Annotated in this window: 11 protein-coding genes; 4 read left to right on the top strand and 7 right to left on the bottom strand. The window is 56.4% G+C overall.

The window, feature by feature from the left end; all coding sequences use genetic code 11:
- The first annotated feature begins 260 nt into the window (after positions 1-260).
- From QZ170_RS03565 to QZ170_RS03550, 4 genes are all read left to right on the top strand, one after another.
- Positions 261-821: a hypothetical protein gene (locus QZ170_RS03565; protein ID WP_297177187.1), complete on the top strand. Its 561-nt coding sequence runs from the start codon at positions 261-263 to the stop codon at positions 819-821.
- 356 nt (positions 822-1,177) lie between these two features.
- A complete protein-coding gene (locus tag QZ170_RS03560) occupies positions 1,178-1,975 on the top strand; it encodes a hypothetical protein (protein WP_297177184.1) in 798 nt (265 codons plus the stop codon).
- Between the two features lie 40 nt (positions 1,976-2,015).
- Positions 2,016-3,023, top strand: coding sequence for a hypothetical protein (locus QZ170_RS03555; protein WP_297177181.1), 1,008 nt, complete (start codon positions 2,016-2,018; stop codon positions 3,021-3,023).
- A gap of 190 nt (positions 3,024-3,213) precedes the next feature.
- The gene (locus QZ170_RS03550) at positions 3,214-4,101 is read left to right on the top strand and encodes a YicC/YloC family endoribonuclease (protein WP_297177178.1); all 888 of its coding nucleotides are present in this window, start codon (positions 3,214-3,216) and stop codon (positions 4,099-4,101) included.
- Positions 4,102-4,274: 173 nt separating this feature from the next.
- On the opposite strand, the gene QZ170_RS03545 is transcribed toward QZ170_RS03550, so the two are convergent.
- From QZ170_RS03545 to QZ170_RS03515, 7 genes are all read right to left on the bottom strand, one after another.
- Complete coding sequence (locus QZ170_RS03545; protein WP_297177175.1) at positions 4,275-5,522, bottom strand: DUF4929 family protein; 1,248 nt, start codon at positions 5,520-5,522, stop codon at positions 4,275-4,277.
- Positions 5,523-5,596: 74 nt separating this feature from the next.
- On the bottom strand, positions 5,597-7,027 hold the full coding sequence (locus QZ170_RS03540; RefSeq protein ID WP_297177172.1) for a RagB/SusD family nutrient uptake outer membrane protein: 1,431 nt from the start codon (positions 7,025-7,027) through the stop codon (positions 5,597-5,599).
- A 4-nt stretch (positions 7,028-7,031) separates the two neighbouring features.
- Entirely contained in the window at positions 7,032-10,178 is a 3,147-nt protein-coding gene (locus QZ170_RS03535; protein WP_297177169.1) for a SusC/RagA family TonB-linked outer membrane protein, read from the bottom strand.
- 364 nt (positions 10,179-10,542) lie between these two features.
- Complete coding sequence (locus QZ170_RS03530; protein WP_297177166.1) at positions 10,543-10,908, bottom strand: DUF2149 domain-containing protein; 366 nt, start codon at positions 10,906-10,908, stop codon at positions 10,543-10,545.
- Position 10,909: 1 nt separating this feature from the next.
- Positions 10,910-11,509: a MotA/TolQ/ExbB proton channel family protein gene (locus tag QZ170_RS03525; RefSeq protein ID WP_297177164.1), complete on the bottom strand. Its 600-nt coding sequence runs from the start codon at positions 11,507-11,509 to the stop codon at positions 10,910-10,912.
- Between the two features lie 9 nt (positions 11,510-11,518).
- Positions 11,519-12,199 carry a hypothetical protein gene (locus QZ170_RS03520; protein WP_297177162.1) on the bottom strand — a complete coding sequence of 227 codons (681 nt, stop codon included), beginning with the start codon at positions 12,197-12,199 and terminating at the stop codon, positions 11,519-11,521.
- Positions 12,200-12,226: 27 nt separating this feature from the next.
- On the bottom strand, positions 12,227-16,585 hold the full coding sequence (locus QZ170_RS03515) for a cobaltochelatase subunit CobN (RefSeq protein WP_297177159.1): 4,359 nt from the start codon (positions 16,583-16,585) through the stop codon (positions 12,227-12,229).
- Positions 16,586-16,923: the final 338 nt, after the last annotated feature.

The raw sequence follows: 16,923 nt of genomic DNA, 5'->3' as shown, positions 1-16,923 counted from the left end.
CCCCACTCGGGTATGGGCACATCGCTCGGGCATAGATAGGTACTCTTAGGGAGAGGAGGACGGGGAGAGGAGGATGGGGAGCGTGTCAATATCCGAGGCTGAGTCCCCCACATCCTACCTCTGGCCTCCCTATTAGTTCGTTGGAGTAGAGCATGATGAGAGGTGGGGGATACGACATATGGAGATATTGTTACCTTTGTAGTACCACCACGAAGCCCCAAGGCAAAACGAGCACATTAGCTACTAAATACTGAAGACAAATGAGACTAAGAGAAATGATCCACACGCTTCTGCTCGGTATCACTACGCTCGCCGTAGCGGTCTCTTGTGACGAGAAGAAGCCAGAGAATCCCTATCCCTTCGATGGGGACTATACCGTCACCCAAGTGAAGACAGAGCCCAGCAAGTTCTCCTTCGAGGGGGTCGAAGTCGATCTCCAGGAGCTCTTCCTCGGGAAGGCGCTACTGAAGCTCGGTACGATCCACACCATCAAGGTCGAGAAGGGCAAGTATCAGCTGGCCAACAAGGAGGGTAAGACCTTCCCCAGCAAGGAGACCCAGGCTGGCGAGCTGAGGGTCAGTGCCACCGGTACGCTCTCCATGAACATCTCCGCTGTACCCAAGGAGATACCCGTCGGACAGGTGACCCTATCGGGAAAGCAACTGAGGACGGAGCTCTCCATCCCCGGGTGGTATTACTCCTTCCTCATTGCAGCCTACAAGCTCTCTGGGGGTACGGAGCAAGATCCAGCCTACCGCGTACTGAAGGCTCTTGCGGATGCGAACCAGCGGGTGACCATCCACATCGAGGCGACGAAATAATGACTCATAGACAGAAGTTTCGCTCATAGAACGCTGTTCTTTTTAGTTATGTTATGCTTTTCAAGGGGCAGGTGCAGGGATGTACCTGCTCCTCCTCTTTTTAGGGGGGGGACGTGCACACAGAGTCGCCCTCCACACCTAGTGGAGGAGGGTGGTCGCCTATACTCCGCCCCCTCAGGTCGTAGATAGGATATGCCGTAGATACGATGTACAGATTGCCCCAAAAGCCTTACCTTTGTGCTGACACTTCGGGGGCTCGGGGATAGACCACTCCTCCTGCTCCCAGACTTCATCAATAACCTCTTGGAGGGGAGGACTCACTAGGATACTCTAGGATACTCCCCGATAAGCCCATTATGAACAAAACCTATCTTACAGTGAGTCTCCCGAGACTCCTCCGTCTAGCCTCCCTCAGTGCACTCCTTGGCACCCTGCTCGGTGCCTGTAGCTCTGAGCCCCCCCAGATCCCATCACCTACCCCTCCTGCCCCCCCGAGGGCTCGTGTGCAGGAGTCCCCGCTACTAGTCGGGCAGACACGCACCTTTGATCAGGGTGTCTTCCGCTCCTGCACCCTCACGATGAATACCAATGATCAGGTCGCCTCGGCCACGATCACCGATGGCAAGCTCTCCGTCACGGGGCTTGCCTATGGTACGACCTTACTCTCGGTGCGAGATACCCTGACGGGGCGTGCCCGTAGCTACGAGTTCTTTATCACAGGGCCACGTCCACAGATGGTCACTGAGCTCTTCGCCCCATACAATGTCGCCCCCGATGGGCAGCACCTTGCGACGACTCATGCCCCCGGAGCCTCTGGCTTCTTCACCTTCGCCGAGGCACAGGCCATCCGTGTGGTAGGCTACCGTGTCCCTACACGGCTGGAGCTCCGAGCACTCTTCCCCTACCACGCTACCTACAGCTATGGTCGAGGGGGGCACCTGTCCTATACCGAGCGGGTAACACTCTCTGGAGTGACGAAGCTGTACGACGAGACATTCTTCTCCCCAGGCCGACACGTGGGCTATGCTCTTCGCTTCGGGAAGAGTAGGCAGGGGGCTGCCGATGGTGCTCAGGACAATAGCCAGCTGACGGCCTTCCGCTACGAATACTCACGCAACGAGTCAGACCCTCGTGGCTGGAAGGTAGTTTCATAGCTTACCCACACTGTATACTCCACTCATACAAGTACAACTTATGGATACGAATTACCTACACCACGGGAGGAGGGGAGCCCTCGTAGCTCTCTCTGCCACCCTCCTCCTTACCCTCGTGAGTGTCTCTTGCTCCCAGAGAAGACGAACCCCCGAGGAGCCTAAGCCCGACCTCGGGGTCGTCACTCCACCCAAACTAATCGATCCTCCAGTACCTCAGCCTAAGCCCGAGCCAAAGCCCAAGCCCAAGCCCCGCTTCGAGGGCTGGACTACTCGGCCAGTCCTAGCTGAGCAGCAGCCCCACCTAGTCCTCCTCACCGAGAGAGCACGGGGAGAGAAGATCCGCTTCTGGGTCGATGCCCCACAGGACAAGCGTAAGGATGTATGGGTAGACCTCAACAATAACGCTCGTAAGGACAAGGGGGAGGAGATCGACCGCTTCGGAGCGATGAGCTACCGCTATTCAGCCCGAGAAATAGAGTCCCCCGTGATCACGATCTACGGCGAGGTGTCGGCGCTCGGCTGCTACGCTAGTAGCCTATCAGCCCTAGATGCGAGTGGGAATACCCACCTAAAGAGCCTATCCTGCTACCAGAATGCTCTGAAGGAGCTCCGTCTAGGAGCCAACAGCGTGCTCACCGAGCTTGCCTGCGGGACAAACCAGCTCACAGAGCTGGAGCTCGATAGGTGTCCTGCCCTCACGGAGCTCTATGTCTCGGAGAATAACCTCACCACCCTCGACGTGAACGGGTGCGAGCGACTCCAGAAGCTAGTCTGCTTCGGCAATCAGCTGACGAAGCTGAACGTACATCCCGCCCAAAGGTTTATCCTCCTACACCTCTATCGGAACAAGCTCTCCGAGACCTCACTAGTGACGCTCATCAATTCTCTTACCCCCGGTCAGAGTGGGGAGCTCATCCTCTATGATGAGCGTGGAGACGGGAACGTCGTCTCCACGGAGAGTATCCGCTTGGCACAGCACAAGGGGTGGCGGGTCAAGTACTTTCCTCGAGAGGGCAAGGGTGTAGCGGTAGAGTATCCCACGAAATAGTCCCTATACCCCCCCTATATAGTAGCCCCCCTAGCCTCATAGATATGAGGCTAGGGGGGCTACGTCGTATGTAGGAGCAGGAGGTCTAGGATCGTCTCCCTCTAGGGTACACAGAGGGAAAGAATGCCTAGATATGTGTCTTTTCGTATATATTTCGTATGTTTGTCCGTATAGAAAATAGGACAGTTATATGATATACTCTATGACCGGCTTCGGGAAGGCTGTGGCTCGCTTCGATACCCGCACCATCACCGTCGCAATCAAGTCTCTCAATAGCAAGCAAGCCGACCTCTCCGTACGTATAGCCCCTGCCTACCGTGAGGGTGAGCTGGAGCTACGAGCCCTAGTGGCTGATCGTCTACAGCGGGGCAAGATAGACATCTCCATCACGATGGAGGATGATGCCCTGGAGGGGAATGCAGCCCCGATCAACAAGGAGGCTCTGCATGGCTACGTACACCAGCTCCGCACGATCCAGTCTGAGCTCGGGATCGATGCCCCCATTGACCTCGTCTCGCTCCTACGCCTCCCCGGAGTCATGGATAGCGAGAGTGCACGCACTAGCGAGGTGAGCAAGGAGGAATGGGAGGTAGTACGCACTGCTACCCGACAGGCAGTAGAGGCACTGAATGCCTTCAGAGCGCAGGAGGGACGGATGCTCTACGAGGTATGTGCTACTCGTATCGCTAAGATCTCCGAGCTCCTAGGTAGGATCACCATCCCCGAGGCAGAGCGGATCGCCGCTATCCGTCAGCGTCTGGAGGAGGGGCTTACGAAGATAGCCCCTGCCGGGGGCTACGATAGCTCCCGTCTAGAGCAGGAGATGATCTTCTATATAGAGAAGCTAGACATCAATGAGGAGAAGTCCCGTCTAGCACATCATCTCAGCTACTTCCTAGAGGTACTAGATCAGCCTACCCCAGGGCAGGGTAAGACCCTCGGCTTCATCGCTCAGGAGATCGGGCGTGAGATCAATACCATGGGCTCCAAGAGCAACCATGCCACCATGCAGCAGCTCGTCGTCCAGATGAAGGACGAGCTGGAGCAGATCAAGGAGCAGGTACTGAACATCCTCTAGCCTAACACTCTCCTCCTCCCCCCTCAGAGTGAGGGGGGAGGAGGAGACGAGCCCTAGGTAGCCCCTCCCATCTATTATAAGAGAGACGCACCACAGTGAAGACCGTATCGGGGTCTCCACTGTGGTGCGTCTCTCTTATTCTCTTCCTCGGGGAGGGGAAGGGGGGATAGGTGCTACTTCTTGGGCTCGGTGGTCACTCGGACGATGGTATAGTGGTCGGAGTTCTCCACGTGGAGGGGGAAGGTGAAGGTCATTCGCCCCGTCTTGAGGTCGATCGTACCCTGAGGGGCGATATAGCTCCCAGTCCTCCCGCCGATACTCTCCGAGTGGTCCTCGTCGATCCCCGTATTGCTAAGTAATGAGTAGAGGTTGAAGCCATTGACTTGTGTCACCCTGTCGAGGAAGGTAGGAGTACGCTTGATCTCGGCTAGGACTCGGTCAAGGATCGAGGTCTCGTAGCTGAAGGGGACAACAATAGGATCAGAGGTATAGAGCCCCTGGACGAGGAAGGGGAAGTCCCTCGGGATACCCTCGGAGCGAGGCCCTGTGTAGGCGAGTTGTCCTCCCTCCAGACGGATGTTGTCCAGCGTGACGTTGAAGGTCTCAGGGCTATCACGCTCCCAGCCGATCTCACGAGCGACGGCCATAGACTCCTCCTGCTTGCGGAACTCGAAGTCATTATCGATAGACATCGCATACCAGATACGCCTGAGGATAGCATTGAGCCCAAAGGCATTGTAGGAGAAGGTCAGGATAGGACGCTCTGCCGTAGCCCGCTGGCTGAGCTCTACACGCATGATCTCACTGGAGAGGCGCATCAGCTCTTCCCTGAGAGGTGCCCCCTCGGGCCCATAATCATAGTCCCCGAAGCCCGCAAAGGCAACTGTCCCCGAGACCACATGGAAGCCCAGTACACGGGAGAGGTCAATCCCCTTGGCCCTATAGCCTGCGATGAGCTTCTCTTGCTCAGGAGTGGGGTTCCAGGACCTAATGGGAGTGACTCGTAGGGTTAGGTCGCCATCTGATGGGAGCTGGGAGGTGACGTGTAGGGTCGCTTCGAGGGGCTCGGTCAAGACCTTGAAGTGGGGCGTGATAGATAGCTCCCCTTCGAAGGAACCCGTAGGGATGGTCACCGTCTGAGTGGAGAGACTAAGAGAGGGAGCAGCCGATCCCTCTAGCCTAAAGGATAGGGTCAGAGGGCTCTCTACGGGACGCGTCAGTCGGATGAGGACACGGATAGGACGAGTCTCTAGGCTGGAGATCGTACCCGACCTCGTCCCATCACTTAGGGAGAGGTATACCTTATCCTGACCTGTGTATCTATTGGGCGAGGGAGAGTCCTTGCGACAGGAGGTCAGAGCTAGGGAGAGTAGTGCCAGTAGGGTATACAGGACGGTGGTGATCGGTCTAGTCATATTCATTGTAGGGGGGGGATGGGGGTGATGGGATAGTAAGTCTAATAGGTCTAATAAGTCCAATAGGTCTAATGAGGGCGTTAGGGCTGGTGAAGATTATTGGGCCAGCCGGGGTTCTGTGTCCCTATGCGAGAGTTGGACCGCTCGGAGGGAGGGATGGGTAGGGTACGCTTGTAGCTATCAGCCGGGATCGTGAGGCTGATACGTACCTCGTTGGGGCTATAGTGGACGATAGGTAGGCCGAGCCGCTTGAGATCGTAGAAGCGTAGTGACTCACCTGCGAACTCCCGTTGCTTCTCATGAAGTATATCCTCTAATAGCTGCGTCCCTGTGTGGCTGGAGGCTATGGGAGTAGCGTGGCAGGCTGAGAGGTAGGTATTGAGGAGTGTACGAGCCTCGTCCTCTTTCCCTAGCCTAGCGAGTGCCTCGGCACGTAGGAAGACCACTTCGGAGCGACGCACGACATAGGCCTGTGTGGGATTGTTCCGCTCGAGGATGAGCTGTACGTACTTGCCTGGGAGCTGCAGGGCGCGGGTCGTGGTAGCATCTACGACGAGGGTACTATCTACTACATAGCTACGACGGCGTAGGTCTCCCGTCTCTAGGTATAGGCTCCGAGGGAGCTGGTAGGCAAGGCTGCCCTTCTTGTTGGACTCCTGTAGGTAGATACGACTAAAGTAACTACTAGGTATGGTGCTGACAAAGAGGGCAAACCTCTGGTCGCCACTCCTCCAGTCCGCTATCTGCTCTGGGATGAGTGACCTAGTGATCTGCCCGGAGGTGAGCCCCGAAGTAGCCTCCTCAGCCCCGCTCCAGTCGCCCTGATAGACGCAGAGGCGTGCAAGGATAACCTTCGCAGCCTGCCGACCTAGGAAGCCTGGAGCAGAGCCATGGGCTGGAGTCCCCGAGGAGGCAAAGGCCGTGATGGCCTCGGTAAGGAGCGCCTTGATCCTATCGGCGACCTCGGCCTTGGGGCTACGGGGGAGCTCCTCACGCTCTACACGATCCTTGAGGATGATACCGGCAGGATGTGCCGTGTCGCTATAGGGGGTGGCGAAGAGCTGCAGGAGCTCTAGGTAGCATAGAGCCTTCAGCGTCTTGGCCTCGGCCTCTAGATAGTCAAGCTGGTGTTGCTCTTGGGTGGAGAGGGTGGGGCGCAGGGCTGGGAGCCGAGTGAGTACGGCATTGAGGTCACGGATGGCCTCATAGTAGCTCCTCCAGAGACCCTCTGCCAGCTCTTGTAGCTCAGACTCGGTATAGCTATAGAGGCGGTAGGAGCTGGGGTCCTGCGACGCCGTGAAGGTAGGTACGAAGTCGTCCGAGAGGAGACTGAGGTGGTAGGCCTCCTTGGGGTAGGAGGTGTAGGCCGAGGAGAGGGCTTCGTAGGCTGTCTGCACCGACGTGATCGCGTTGGGGTCAGTCAGTTCGTTCTCTACGGGGATATCGAGGCTACAAGAGCAGAGCCCTAGGATGAGGAGGACTTGACGTAGGGCACGTAGACACTGGGACATAGGGCTAGAAGCTGAGGTTGATATTGAGGGAGAGCACTGGCTGTACCCCTAGGTCGTAGATACCGGACTCGGGGCTCCCACCTTTGTAGGGAGAGAGGGTGAAGAGATTGGAGCCCTGTAGGGCGACGGAGGCGTACTTGACGATCCCCGAGGTCTGAGCTAGGAGACGAGCTGGTAGGCGATAGCGTAGACTGAGCATAGAGAGGCGTAGGTAGTCGCTCTTGGCAATCATTCTCGTGTTGGGATAGCTGGAGAGGTTGTTGTAGGTCTGTGTACCACTCTGTGGCGATGGATAGAGCTTGTCTACGTCTCCAGGGGCAAACCAGGTACGCTCGAGTTGCCCTCGGATCGCATTCTTGTTAATGCTCCCGATACCTCGGACGTAGGTCATAGAGTAGCTCTTGATCCCACCAAAGACATAGTAGAGCTGTGCCTCTAGCTCCAGCGCATCATAGCCTAGCGATAATGATAGTGATCCGGTATAGGGTGGGGTTCGGAAGCCAAGGGGGATGAGGTCCTCTCTCTTGATCTCCTTCGAGAAGGGTTGCTCCTGCCCCTTTTGGTCACGGAACATCAGCTCCCCTCGTAGTGGGTGCACCCCGAGGGCATCTAGCCCGTAGACATAGTCGTAGGGCTTGCCTACCTCGTAGTCGGGTATGATGTTATCACTATTCGTATAGATTACCTGCTTGCCGTAGAGATCAAGCACCTTACTGCGGTTATATGCGAGGGAAGCACGTAGGCCCAGTCGCCAGTCTCCACTATTGAGTATGCGTGAGCTAGCCGATAGCTCTATACCCTCGTTGCGTAGGCTCCCGACATTGTCAAGCATGGAGGAGAAGCCGTTGCTGGAGGGGATCTCTCGCTCTAGGAGGGCATCCTTGGTATCCCGCAGATAGAGGTTGAGGTCTAGAGAGTGTGCCCCAGCGATCTGTATCCCGAGCCCGAGGTCGATGCTCTGGAGTTGCTCGGCCTTGAGTCGCTCATTGTACATGGCCGATAGACGGATGAGTCGATATTGCTCTGCATAGAAGCTCGACTGCTGGTAGGAGAAGATCGGCACGGCTGAGGCCGAGGTGATCCCACCGAGGCTAGCCGTGAGGCCTAGGGAAGCCTTGAGGTTAAGCCCCGTGATGACCTTCCCCTCACGCAGCTGGGGGATGAGCTGTGTCAGATGGAGTCCGCCCCCTAGTGCCCAGGCTGTGTTCCAGCGCTTGTCTCGGGGGAGGAGGCTAGAGGCATCCGCCTTGTAGGCAGCGAAGAGATCGATCCAGCTATCGTAGGTATATCCTAGTGCGAGTCCGAAGCCCATCTGTGCCGAGGTCGTATTCGTACCACTGAAGTCAGGGCGTAGGTCGGAGCTAGTCAGGCCCTTATTCACTCCAGCTAGATACTCCTGTCGCCCTATGCCGTGCCCCGTGACGCTGAGGATGCGACCCTCGTTGTAGTAATAGTCGGTATTGGCAGAGATACTCAGGTCGTGTTTGTCTGCAAAGACTTTGGTGTAGGTCGCACGTAGGTTGGCTGAGTAGTTGAAGTCCGTGTTCTTCCCCACGGTGATGACCCCTCGTTCGGTAGGCTTGCGTCGGGTTACTTCGTCGTAGGCTGTCGCAGGAGTGATCTGTTCGCTCTCACTCAGTACGTAGTCAATGCCTAGGATGGCATCCAACTGTAGCCCCTGTAGCGGATGGAGGTTGGCACTTAGGCTAGAGCCCAAGCGAACCTCCTTGCTCCAGCGTCGGAATTGGTTGGTTAGATCCTGATACCTACGCCCTAGGTGGGAGAAGAGGATGGGAGAGTCCTTTGATTCGTAGGGGTTGAGGTCGTAGACGAGTTGTTGGGGAGAGTAGTTGCTGCTGTTAGGGCTGTTCGTCTTGGCATATCCCCCGCTTAGCCCTAGGGAGATAAAGCCGATCTTGTTCTGCCAGTCTAAGCTATTGGCTAGGGCAAAGCGCTTGGTGTCGTTACCCTCCAGCTGTCCGCCCTGCCGGGTGAAGTTCCCCGAGACATAGTAGGTCACCTCTTTGCTTCCTCCCCGTAGGCTGAGGTTGTGGCTTTGGTAGGTGTTGGGGCGAATGAGTAGCTTCCACCAGTCGGTCTCTATGCGTCTCAGGGAGTCTAGCTGTCGTGCCCCGTAGGCTAAGTATTCGTCTCGAGTCCAGGTAGGAGCAATACCGAGGATCGACTGGTAGGCTTGCCGCAGGTCACTGAGTGTGGCTGTACTGATGAAGTCAGAGGAGAAGAGATAGCCTGGGGTATTCACATTTCGCATGCGTCGCTCGATCTCTAGCTTCTCCTCGGTACGCATCATCGTGGTCGTCTGTCTACCTCTGAGGGTAACCCCTAGGCTGGAGCTTAAGCTGATACTCATCGGCCCAGTCGCACCTCGGCGGGAGGAGATCTCTAGGACTCCATTAGCGGCCTTGATCCCGTAAAGGGCGGTCGCTACAGCATCCTTGAGCACCTTGATCTCACGGATGTCTAGGGGATTGAGGGTCATGAAGGCTTGGGGGGAGATAATCTTACCATCTAGGACATACAAAGGCTCGTTGGCTAGATCTCCCTTGACGAAGGAGTTGTTCCCTCGGATACGTATCTCGGGCTTCTCCCCCAGCTCTCCTCGACTGATCACTGTGAGCCCAGGGACAGACCCTTGTAGGGCAAGGGCAAGGTCGATCATGGGCTTCTGCTGGAGCTGCTTCATGTCCACCTCCGCCACGACACCAGAGCGGGAGCGCAGGTCGATAGCGTTGATATTGGGACGAGCTGTGACGACTACCTCACCTATCTGCTGCGTGTCCTCGCTGAGGACGATGCGTAGGGCTTGGCCTCGGTAGGTGACCTCTCGGGTCTTCATCCCGAGGTAGGAGACTCGTACCGTAATCCCAGAGGACGCAGGGCGGGAGCCCAGATGTAGGGTAAAGTGCCCCTCTCCATCAGTCGAAGTCTTCAGCCCCGCAGCCCGTACAGCTGCGCCTACTAGAGGGCTCCCAGAACTATCTACGACTACCCCAGTGAGCGTATAGGTCATAGGTCGCTGCGTAGAGGTCGTGCCCTCTGCTCGTAGATCAGAGGTGCCCGAGGTGAAGGCTAGGACTAGGCTAAGGCCAAGGCTAAGGCCAAGGCTGAGCGGTAGTATAGGCTTCTTCATAGATGTAAAGCTTGTTTGTATAGCGGGGATACGGATATGCTCCCCTCTGACTCTAGGATGACCGATGATATGCATCCTCTGAGACGATGACTAGAGTGGGCTCTGACTATCTTGTCTTGTGAAGGATTATTCCTTCAGAATGTAACTCTCTGTCTGAAGAGTACTATGTCCCCATCTACGGGACAGAGCATAGCCCCATGAGCGGAGCTAAGGGAGCCAAGTATCTGCTAGAGCTCCATCCGAAGCTCTAGCCAGATCGCATTGTAGATATAGGGAGGAGAGGGAAGGGGATACATCAAGGTCTCGGCCCCCATCACCTATCCCTAGATATACGAGGGAGACTAGCGGGACCCCTCCCGTACCGCTACTTCTTCTCCTCGGGCATTGCCTCTTCGGGGACGTAGTAGACATTGCCATCCTCCATCTCATAGGCGACACCTACACGGCGTCCACGTGAGCTGGACTTGTCACTCTTCTCCCGAGAGGGGGTATATCGCTCGATCTTATTCCCAGACCTTGTTATGATCTCCATGTTGTCCTTCCCAGGGTTCTTCACTATGGAGAAGTCCTCCTGAGTAAAGATCTCGGTCATATTCATATTCATGACCATAGCGACCATGAGGGCGACAGCGAAGACCATCGCTACGTCGAAGAGATTGACTACGACGGTTAGCGGGTCTGTGTCCTCGCCCTGCATGAGCTTTTTGAGGCGGCGGGCTTTACGTGCCATACTACTTGGTCTTTGAGGCGAGGAGGAGTGAGGATACGTACTCGAGGATATTCACGTCTCGTGTGTACCAGCGCTGCTTGTACTGGAGGGTAATCAGCCCGACGAGGCTGATGACGAGCCCGACGACGGTAGTGGCGAAGACGACCTGCATGTTGTATGCCATCGCTCCGATGTCCCCAGAGGATAGACCTACGAGGGCTGGACTCATAGCGATCAGTGTACCTACGAGCCCTAGGACAGGGCCTATCTTGGTCAAGAGCTTGGAGAGGGTAAGGTCTTTCTCGCAGAGGTTCTCGTAGTTGCTGAGCTGGAAGTTTACGTAATCCTCGGTGAGTCCCTCGCGTTTGATAAGGTCATCGAGGTACTCTACGAAGGGGGAGCGGTTCTTATGAGGAAGCTTCTCTGCTAGCTCCTTTAAGCGCTCTACAGTCAGCTGGCGAGTGTCTCCTAGTAGAGTAGCGATGTGCCTACGCTGCATGAAGCTATTGTAGAAGCTCCCGACAAGCAGTAGCGAGCGGATGAAGAGCAGAATGAGGAAGAGGATGTCTGGTATGAGCAGACTATTGGCAATCGTAAAGAGGACTTTTGAGATCTGATCCATCTCGTCGTATTATTTATGCTTAAGATATTGCTTGATACGCTGTGCGAAAGCTCCTAGGATGAAGCATAGACCAGCTACTCCTAGAGTGAGGACTAGCCCCCGCCACTCGATCGGGCTCTCTGTGGGTGCCGTCCGTATCGTCTCCTCCACCGAGGCGATGATACCGAGGATGAAGACAAAGAGCTGCACGAGGAAGTACACCTCTAGGCGAAGCTCCTCCTCGGGGAGGAGATAACGCATGAGGTAGCCTAGGCCTACGAGTAGTAGAAGACTGCTCAGGGCTAGAAGGAGTGAGACGATACCGAAGTCTACCCCCGGTAGGGCGAAGATGAGCGTAGACTGTAGGTAGAAGAGGACAGGGAAGATAAGTAGCCCAGGGTAGAGTCTTAGTCCGAGGGCGATGAGCCTAGCTCGCTTCGTACGAGGGAGCTCAAGGCGAGAGAAGCTGTAACCGACGAGTAACGCCACCTCCAGAGAGATGAAGATAGCTGCGTACTCTCTCAGGGAGCGGTCAGCGATGTAGCCTGCTAGTCCTGCCTTGGTCTGCTCGATCGCCAGAGGGTATGTGAGGTAGACGAAGGCAGCAGCTACTAGGCCAAAGAGGAGGGAGACCCAGACTCGCTCGAAGGAGAGACGGACAGCCGTCCCTACGACGATGAAGAGCATGAGGATCTGTACGACTAGTTCCATCGCAGTTGTAGCTAGGGACGATAGGACTTACTCGGCATCTCTGCGGCGCTTGATCCTCAGGACGACGAGTAGGATGACGAAGAGGACGGCTACCCCTGCCACGACATAGAGCCCACTGAAGCTCTTGGTCACCGAGCCTGTGCTGTCGGAGACGGTCTCTCGCTTCATCACCACACCATCCTGAGTAGAGGCATTAGCGTCAGAGCCTTGGTCTAGGTGCTGCATAGAGCCCTTGTACTGCTTGGCTGTCTCGGGGGAGACATGCTGTGCGATGAAGTCACGGAGCTTGTGGTTCTCTGTCGTCATCCCACCCCCAGAGGGGCCGTACTTGGCTACTAGCTCGGTATGCCGAGCGGCTAGGGTAGAGAGCTGCTCAGGTGAGGCCTGCCACATCCCCTTGCGTGCCGTCTCGAGCATGACTGCGGTGAGCTCCTCTAGCGCAGCAGGGCTCTTCCCCTCGAAGGCCTGTGTGACGCCTAGCCCATGTATGTCACGGACGTACATATCGTAGAGGTTATCCCAGAGCTCCTTGTCGATGACCTCGGGCTTCATGACGTTCCATCCATAGGTGTTGGTGACGACCTCGGTGATATTCGCTACGCTATTGGCTCCACCTGCGAGGGCCTCCTTGACGTACTCGGGGTTGAGGACGGTAGCACGGCTCTCTACACCGATAGCCTCCTTGAGGTCTTGCATGCGCATGTGGCTGTGGTTGCGGTAGTCTGCCAGATAGGTGTCGGGATCCTTGCCGGTGACGTTACGCACGGATAAGGTTAGCCCGCCCATGAACTCGTAGACGTGGTCTAGGCTGAGGGCGCCCCAGGTGTTGTTCTGTCGGGGTTGGATCACCACATCGGTGTTCTTGAGCGCCGCACGGAAGAGGGGCTTGACGAAGCGTCCCCAGTCCTCCTTCTTCCCCGTGTAGGCTGCTCCCATGTTGTTGAGGTACACATCGGCGATCTCCTTTTCCTGCTCCCACTTGTCTCCAGCGGTGACCATCTCTTGGATCCCCGTACCATACATGCCGTTGATACCACCGAAGATACGTACGTTGGCCAGAGCACGGGCTTCCTTGGGGGAGAGGCCTTGCTCGACGAGCTCCTTCTCTGTATTGATAGATCCTTGGGCGACGTAGTTCTCCTCGCTCTCCTTGCCTTGGCTGGCAACGAGCTCAACGGCCTTGGTGATGAGAGCTAGGCGTGAGGCTGCGAGGTCTCTGAACTGTCCAGAGGTCTGGATCACCACGTCGATACGAGGGCGACCAAGCTCCAAGGTCGGGATCAGTCGGACATCCTCGACCGAGCCAAACTGTGTACGTACGGGCTCTACACCCAGCATATAGAGTACCTGTGCAATCGTGACTCCCTCGGTCTCTACAAACTCACTGCTCCAGAAGGTATAGCTCACCTTCGTGGGATACTTGCCGTGCTGTTCCTTGTAGGCCTTCAGTGTGGCTTGAGCCAGCTGGACACCTTGGCTCCAGGCTCGCTGCGAAGGGGTACTCTCTGCCCGTACGGAGTAGAGGTTGCGACCTGTCGGTACGGCCTGTGGATTGGCCACAGCATCGCCGCCTGAGGAGGGCGCGGTGAAGCCCCCATTGAGGGCATTGATCGTAGCATCTAGCTCTAGGCGGGGGCTCTCGATGATCGCCTTATGGTTGGCCAAGATCCCATTGAGGGCTCGCTCTAGGTCGGTGATTGCCTCCGCCTTGTCTCGCTCCTGCTTGCTGGGTTCTTTCTCCGTTTCTTTCTCCTTCATCATCCCCTTCTTAGCGTCTTCGGGGTGCTGGCCTGCACTCTTTCCCTGTGCAGGGGCTTGAGGATGAGCTTGAGTACCTCCCTGAGCTTGTTGGCTCTGGCTAATGGCCTTGCCCATACCCATGGGGTTCTTAGCAGTAGGATCCTGCGGAGTATGGGTGGGCTGCTTGTCTGTCGGCTTCCCAGGCTGGTCGGGCTTCATCCCAGGTTTCATGCCAGACTTCATATCAGGCTTCATCCCGCCTCGCTTCTTGGGGGCACAGATCTTGTGTGCCTCGTCGAGCTCGGTCTGCGTGATCCCTCCATAGGTGAGTACCAGACTCGGGCTGATGGACTGGGAGGAGAGGACACGTAGGACGAGCTGCTGGGCAGGATGTAGGTACTGCTTGTAGAAGAGATGCTTGTTGCTGGTATTGTCCTCGTGCTTGGTGGAGCGCATACGATCCAGTCGAGCCTTGGCGTAGGCAATCGGGTCAGCACTCATCGCCACGACGGTGGAGGTCACCTTGGCGGGTGCGTAAGCCTCTCCTGTCGTATAGAGAGTGCCATTGACCTTCTCGGAGGCGATCTCCTCGGCGAAGTTGTCGATACGCTCGACATCCTTGGCCGAGTAGGGCTGGGTGAGTATAGAGTCTAGGCGTAGCTCTCGGTGTAGGCCTAGGCCGACGGTATGCTTCTTGACCTCTAGGCTCTGCCGATCCTTGGCAGTAGGATCCTTGAGCTCATAATACTTCTCGATAGCCTCCTGGAGGGCAGTGAAGGTGTGGCGGGTCTTGCTCTCATCGAAGGGTGGGGTGATGTAGGAGATGAGGCTGGCATATGATCTACGCTTAGCCATCATACTCTCCCCGACATTACCTATAGTATAGTAGTAGAAGTGTGGTAGAGGAGCGATCAAGGCATCCCCCCAGTCATGGTTACTCAGGGCTACCTGCTTCTGTGGAGTGAACTCTAGGCTACCGTGTGTGCCGAAGTGCATGATGGCATCAGCCTGGAAGGCATGCCGAGCCCAGAGGTAGGCACATACGTAGGGATAGGGTGGTGGGGAGGCTGCTCCATGGACGATGGCGAAGTTGTCACTGCCGATACCAGCTACGGGCTGAGGAAGGAGGACGACATTGCCATACTGGATACGTGTCGTAGCCAGCTCAGGTGCACCACCTGCGGTGCGGGTCATGTACTGGCCGGGTACGTCTCCGTAGGTCTCTTTGAGCTCCTTGATCTGCTTAGGGCTCAGGTCTTGCTGGATCCATTGCTCTAGGTCGGACTTCTTCACCCAGGCGGGATGTCCGTGGGCTAGATACTGCTCCATCTGTCCTCCTGCTACGGACTGGATCACGGGGCCTTCGGTCATGAGCTGACGCTCAAAGGTCTTGACGTCCCCGGGGAGCCCCGTGAGGTCATAGCCCTCAGACTGGAGGCGACGGAGGAGGTTGTAGAGCGAGGGGACAACCTCTAGCCCCTGAGCGGTGAGGGTCTCCTGGCCGGGGCCCTTGAAGTAGTAGATCGCGAGTCGCTTCTCCCTATTGGGTTTGGTCTTTAGACTGAGGAAGCTATGGACGAGCCTAGTGAGCTTCTCTAGTCGGTCGGGGATCGCACGGAGCATATAGAGTCCCTGCTTGTTCTCCTCCTGAGTGGTCAGTACATAGGGGTAGACGGCTCCATCTAGCTCGGGCATCCCGATCGTCTGGGAGAGGAAGCCCCCCATCATCCCCTGAGCATCCTCCTCCCACTCCTGCTGACTGGTCATGAGGGTTAGAGGGGCGATGACGGGGATATTGCGCTCACGTAGATACTCGACGACAGCCTCGCCCCCACCCATAGAGATACGTCCGTGTGGGAAGTGTAGGACGAGGTCTGGAGAGACCTCTTGCAGGAAGCGCAGGCGGTCGGTGAAACTCGTCACGGGATAGACATTGAGCCCAGAGCGATGTAGGCTCATGATGATACTGTCGAGGTTCTGCTTATTCCCGCTGAAAGGGTCGTTGAGTCCACCGATCATCAGCACCTTCTTCGCTCCCTCGTGATAGAAGCCGTTCTTCTTCATGTAGGCCTCATAGTCAGCGAGCTTCTCGAAGGCGACCTCCTCGTCGATGTGATAGTATACCTCGGTGGAGCTCTCGGCTACGGAGTCTGGCTGGGGGGCGAACCACTTCTTGCCATCGACATACTTGCGGATGTAGTTCGCCAGGCTACGGTAGTTCTTCCTATTGCCGCTCCCCATATATTCGTTGATCTTCTGGGCATGGCGGTCGCCGAGGGTGTTGATCTCGTTCTCCTCCGTTGTGGCATAGAGGACGAGTAGGGGGAGACCCTTCTTACCCTGCTTCTTGATCTCGGCTCGCTGCTCTTCGTTCCACTTGAGCCCCATTCCGAAGGCTAGGACACAGTCATAGCTCCCGAAGCGGTCTAGCTCCTCGGCCTTCAGCTCATCGTATCGGACATGAGAATTCTCATTCGAAAGGATAATCCCCGAGGAGAGGTATCCTGGGAAGTTCACTAGGGCAATGCGTGTGGTAGCTCCATAGTGTCTCCACACGAAGTAACTGCCGACGGCAAGGATCAGGGCAAGGACAATCCCGATGATCCCAAGCCAGCGCCTTAGCCAAGGCCTCTTCTTATCTCTCATCTGCGGTATATCGTTTATCGTATTTATTCCATATACAAGGGCTCCGGTGTCTGTCCTATGATCCATAGCAATACAGACACACAGCTAGCTGGTGCAAAGGTACTCTACCCCCTAGCCCTATGAAATACCTACAAGTAGTGATTTCGCTCGTATGGGGGTGTGCTCCTTAGGTATAGGTAGGTACGGGGATCAGATGGAGGCTATAGATAAGACGAGGGCAGAGGCTAGCCTGCGCTAACCTCTGCCCTCGCTGTGTGCACCCCAGCACTCCCCACGCAGGCTATGCCGTCTCTCTACACAGATACTTACTAGTAGGGGCGGGCGGACTGGGTGGGGAC

The organism is uncultured Porphyromonas sp., assembly GCF_905372525.1.
Classification (GTDB): Bacteria; Bacteroidota; Bacteroidia; order Bacteroidales; family Porphyromonadaceae; genus Porphyromonas.
This window is presented reverse-complemented; position numbering and strand designations above follow the sequence as displayed.

Coding starts and splice junctions, on each gene's coding strand:
- QZ170_RS03535 (WP_297177169.1), bottom strand. CDS start 10,178: ATGAAGAAGCCTATACTACCGCTCAGCCTTGGCCTTAGCCTTGGCCTT.
- QZ170_RS03515 (WP_297177159.1), bottom strand. CDS start 16,585: ATGAGAGATAAGAAGAGGCCTTGGCTAAGGCGCTGGCTTGGGATCATC.
- QZ170_RS03550 (WP_297177178.1), top strand. CDS start 3,214: ATGATATACTCTATGACCGGCTTCGGGAAGGCTGTGGCTCGCTTCGAT.
- QZ170_RS03530 (WP_297177166.1), bottom strand. CDS start 10,908: ATGGCACGTAAAGCCCGCCGCCTCAAAAAGCTCATGCAGGGCGAGGAC.
- QZ170_RS03540 (WP_297177172.1), bottom strand. CDS start 7,027: ATGTCCCAGTGTCTACGTGCCCTACGTCAAGTCCTCCTCATCCTAGGG.
- QZ170_RS03565 (WP_297177187.1), top strand. CDS start 261: ATGAGACTAAGAGAAATGATCCACACGCTTCTGCTCGGTATCACTACG.
- QZ170_RS03560 (WP_297177184.1), top strand. CDS start 1,178: ATGAACAAAACCTATCTTACAGTGAGTCTCCCGAGACTCCTCCGTCTA.
- QZ170_RS03555 (WP_297177181.1), top strand. CDS start 2,016: ATGGATACGAATTACCTACACCACGGGAGGAGGGGAGCCCTCGTAGCT.
- QZ170_RS03520 (WP_297177162.1), bottom strand. CDS start 12,199: ATGGAACTAGTCGTACAGATCCTCATGCTCTTCATCGTCGTAGGGACG.
- QZ170_RS03525 (WP_297177164.1), bottom strand. CDS start 11,509: ATGGATCAGATCTCAAAAGTCCTCTTTACGATTGCCAATAGTCTGCTC.
- QZ170_RS03545 (WP_297177175.1), bottom strand. CDS start 5,522: ATGAATATGACTAGACCGATCACCACCGTCCTGTATACCCTACTGGCA.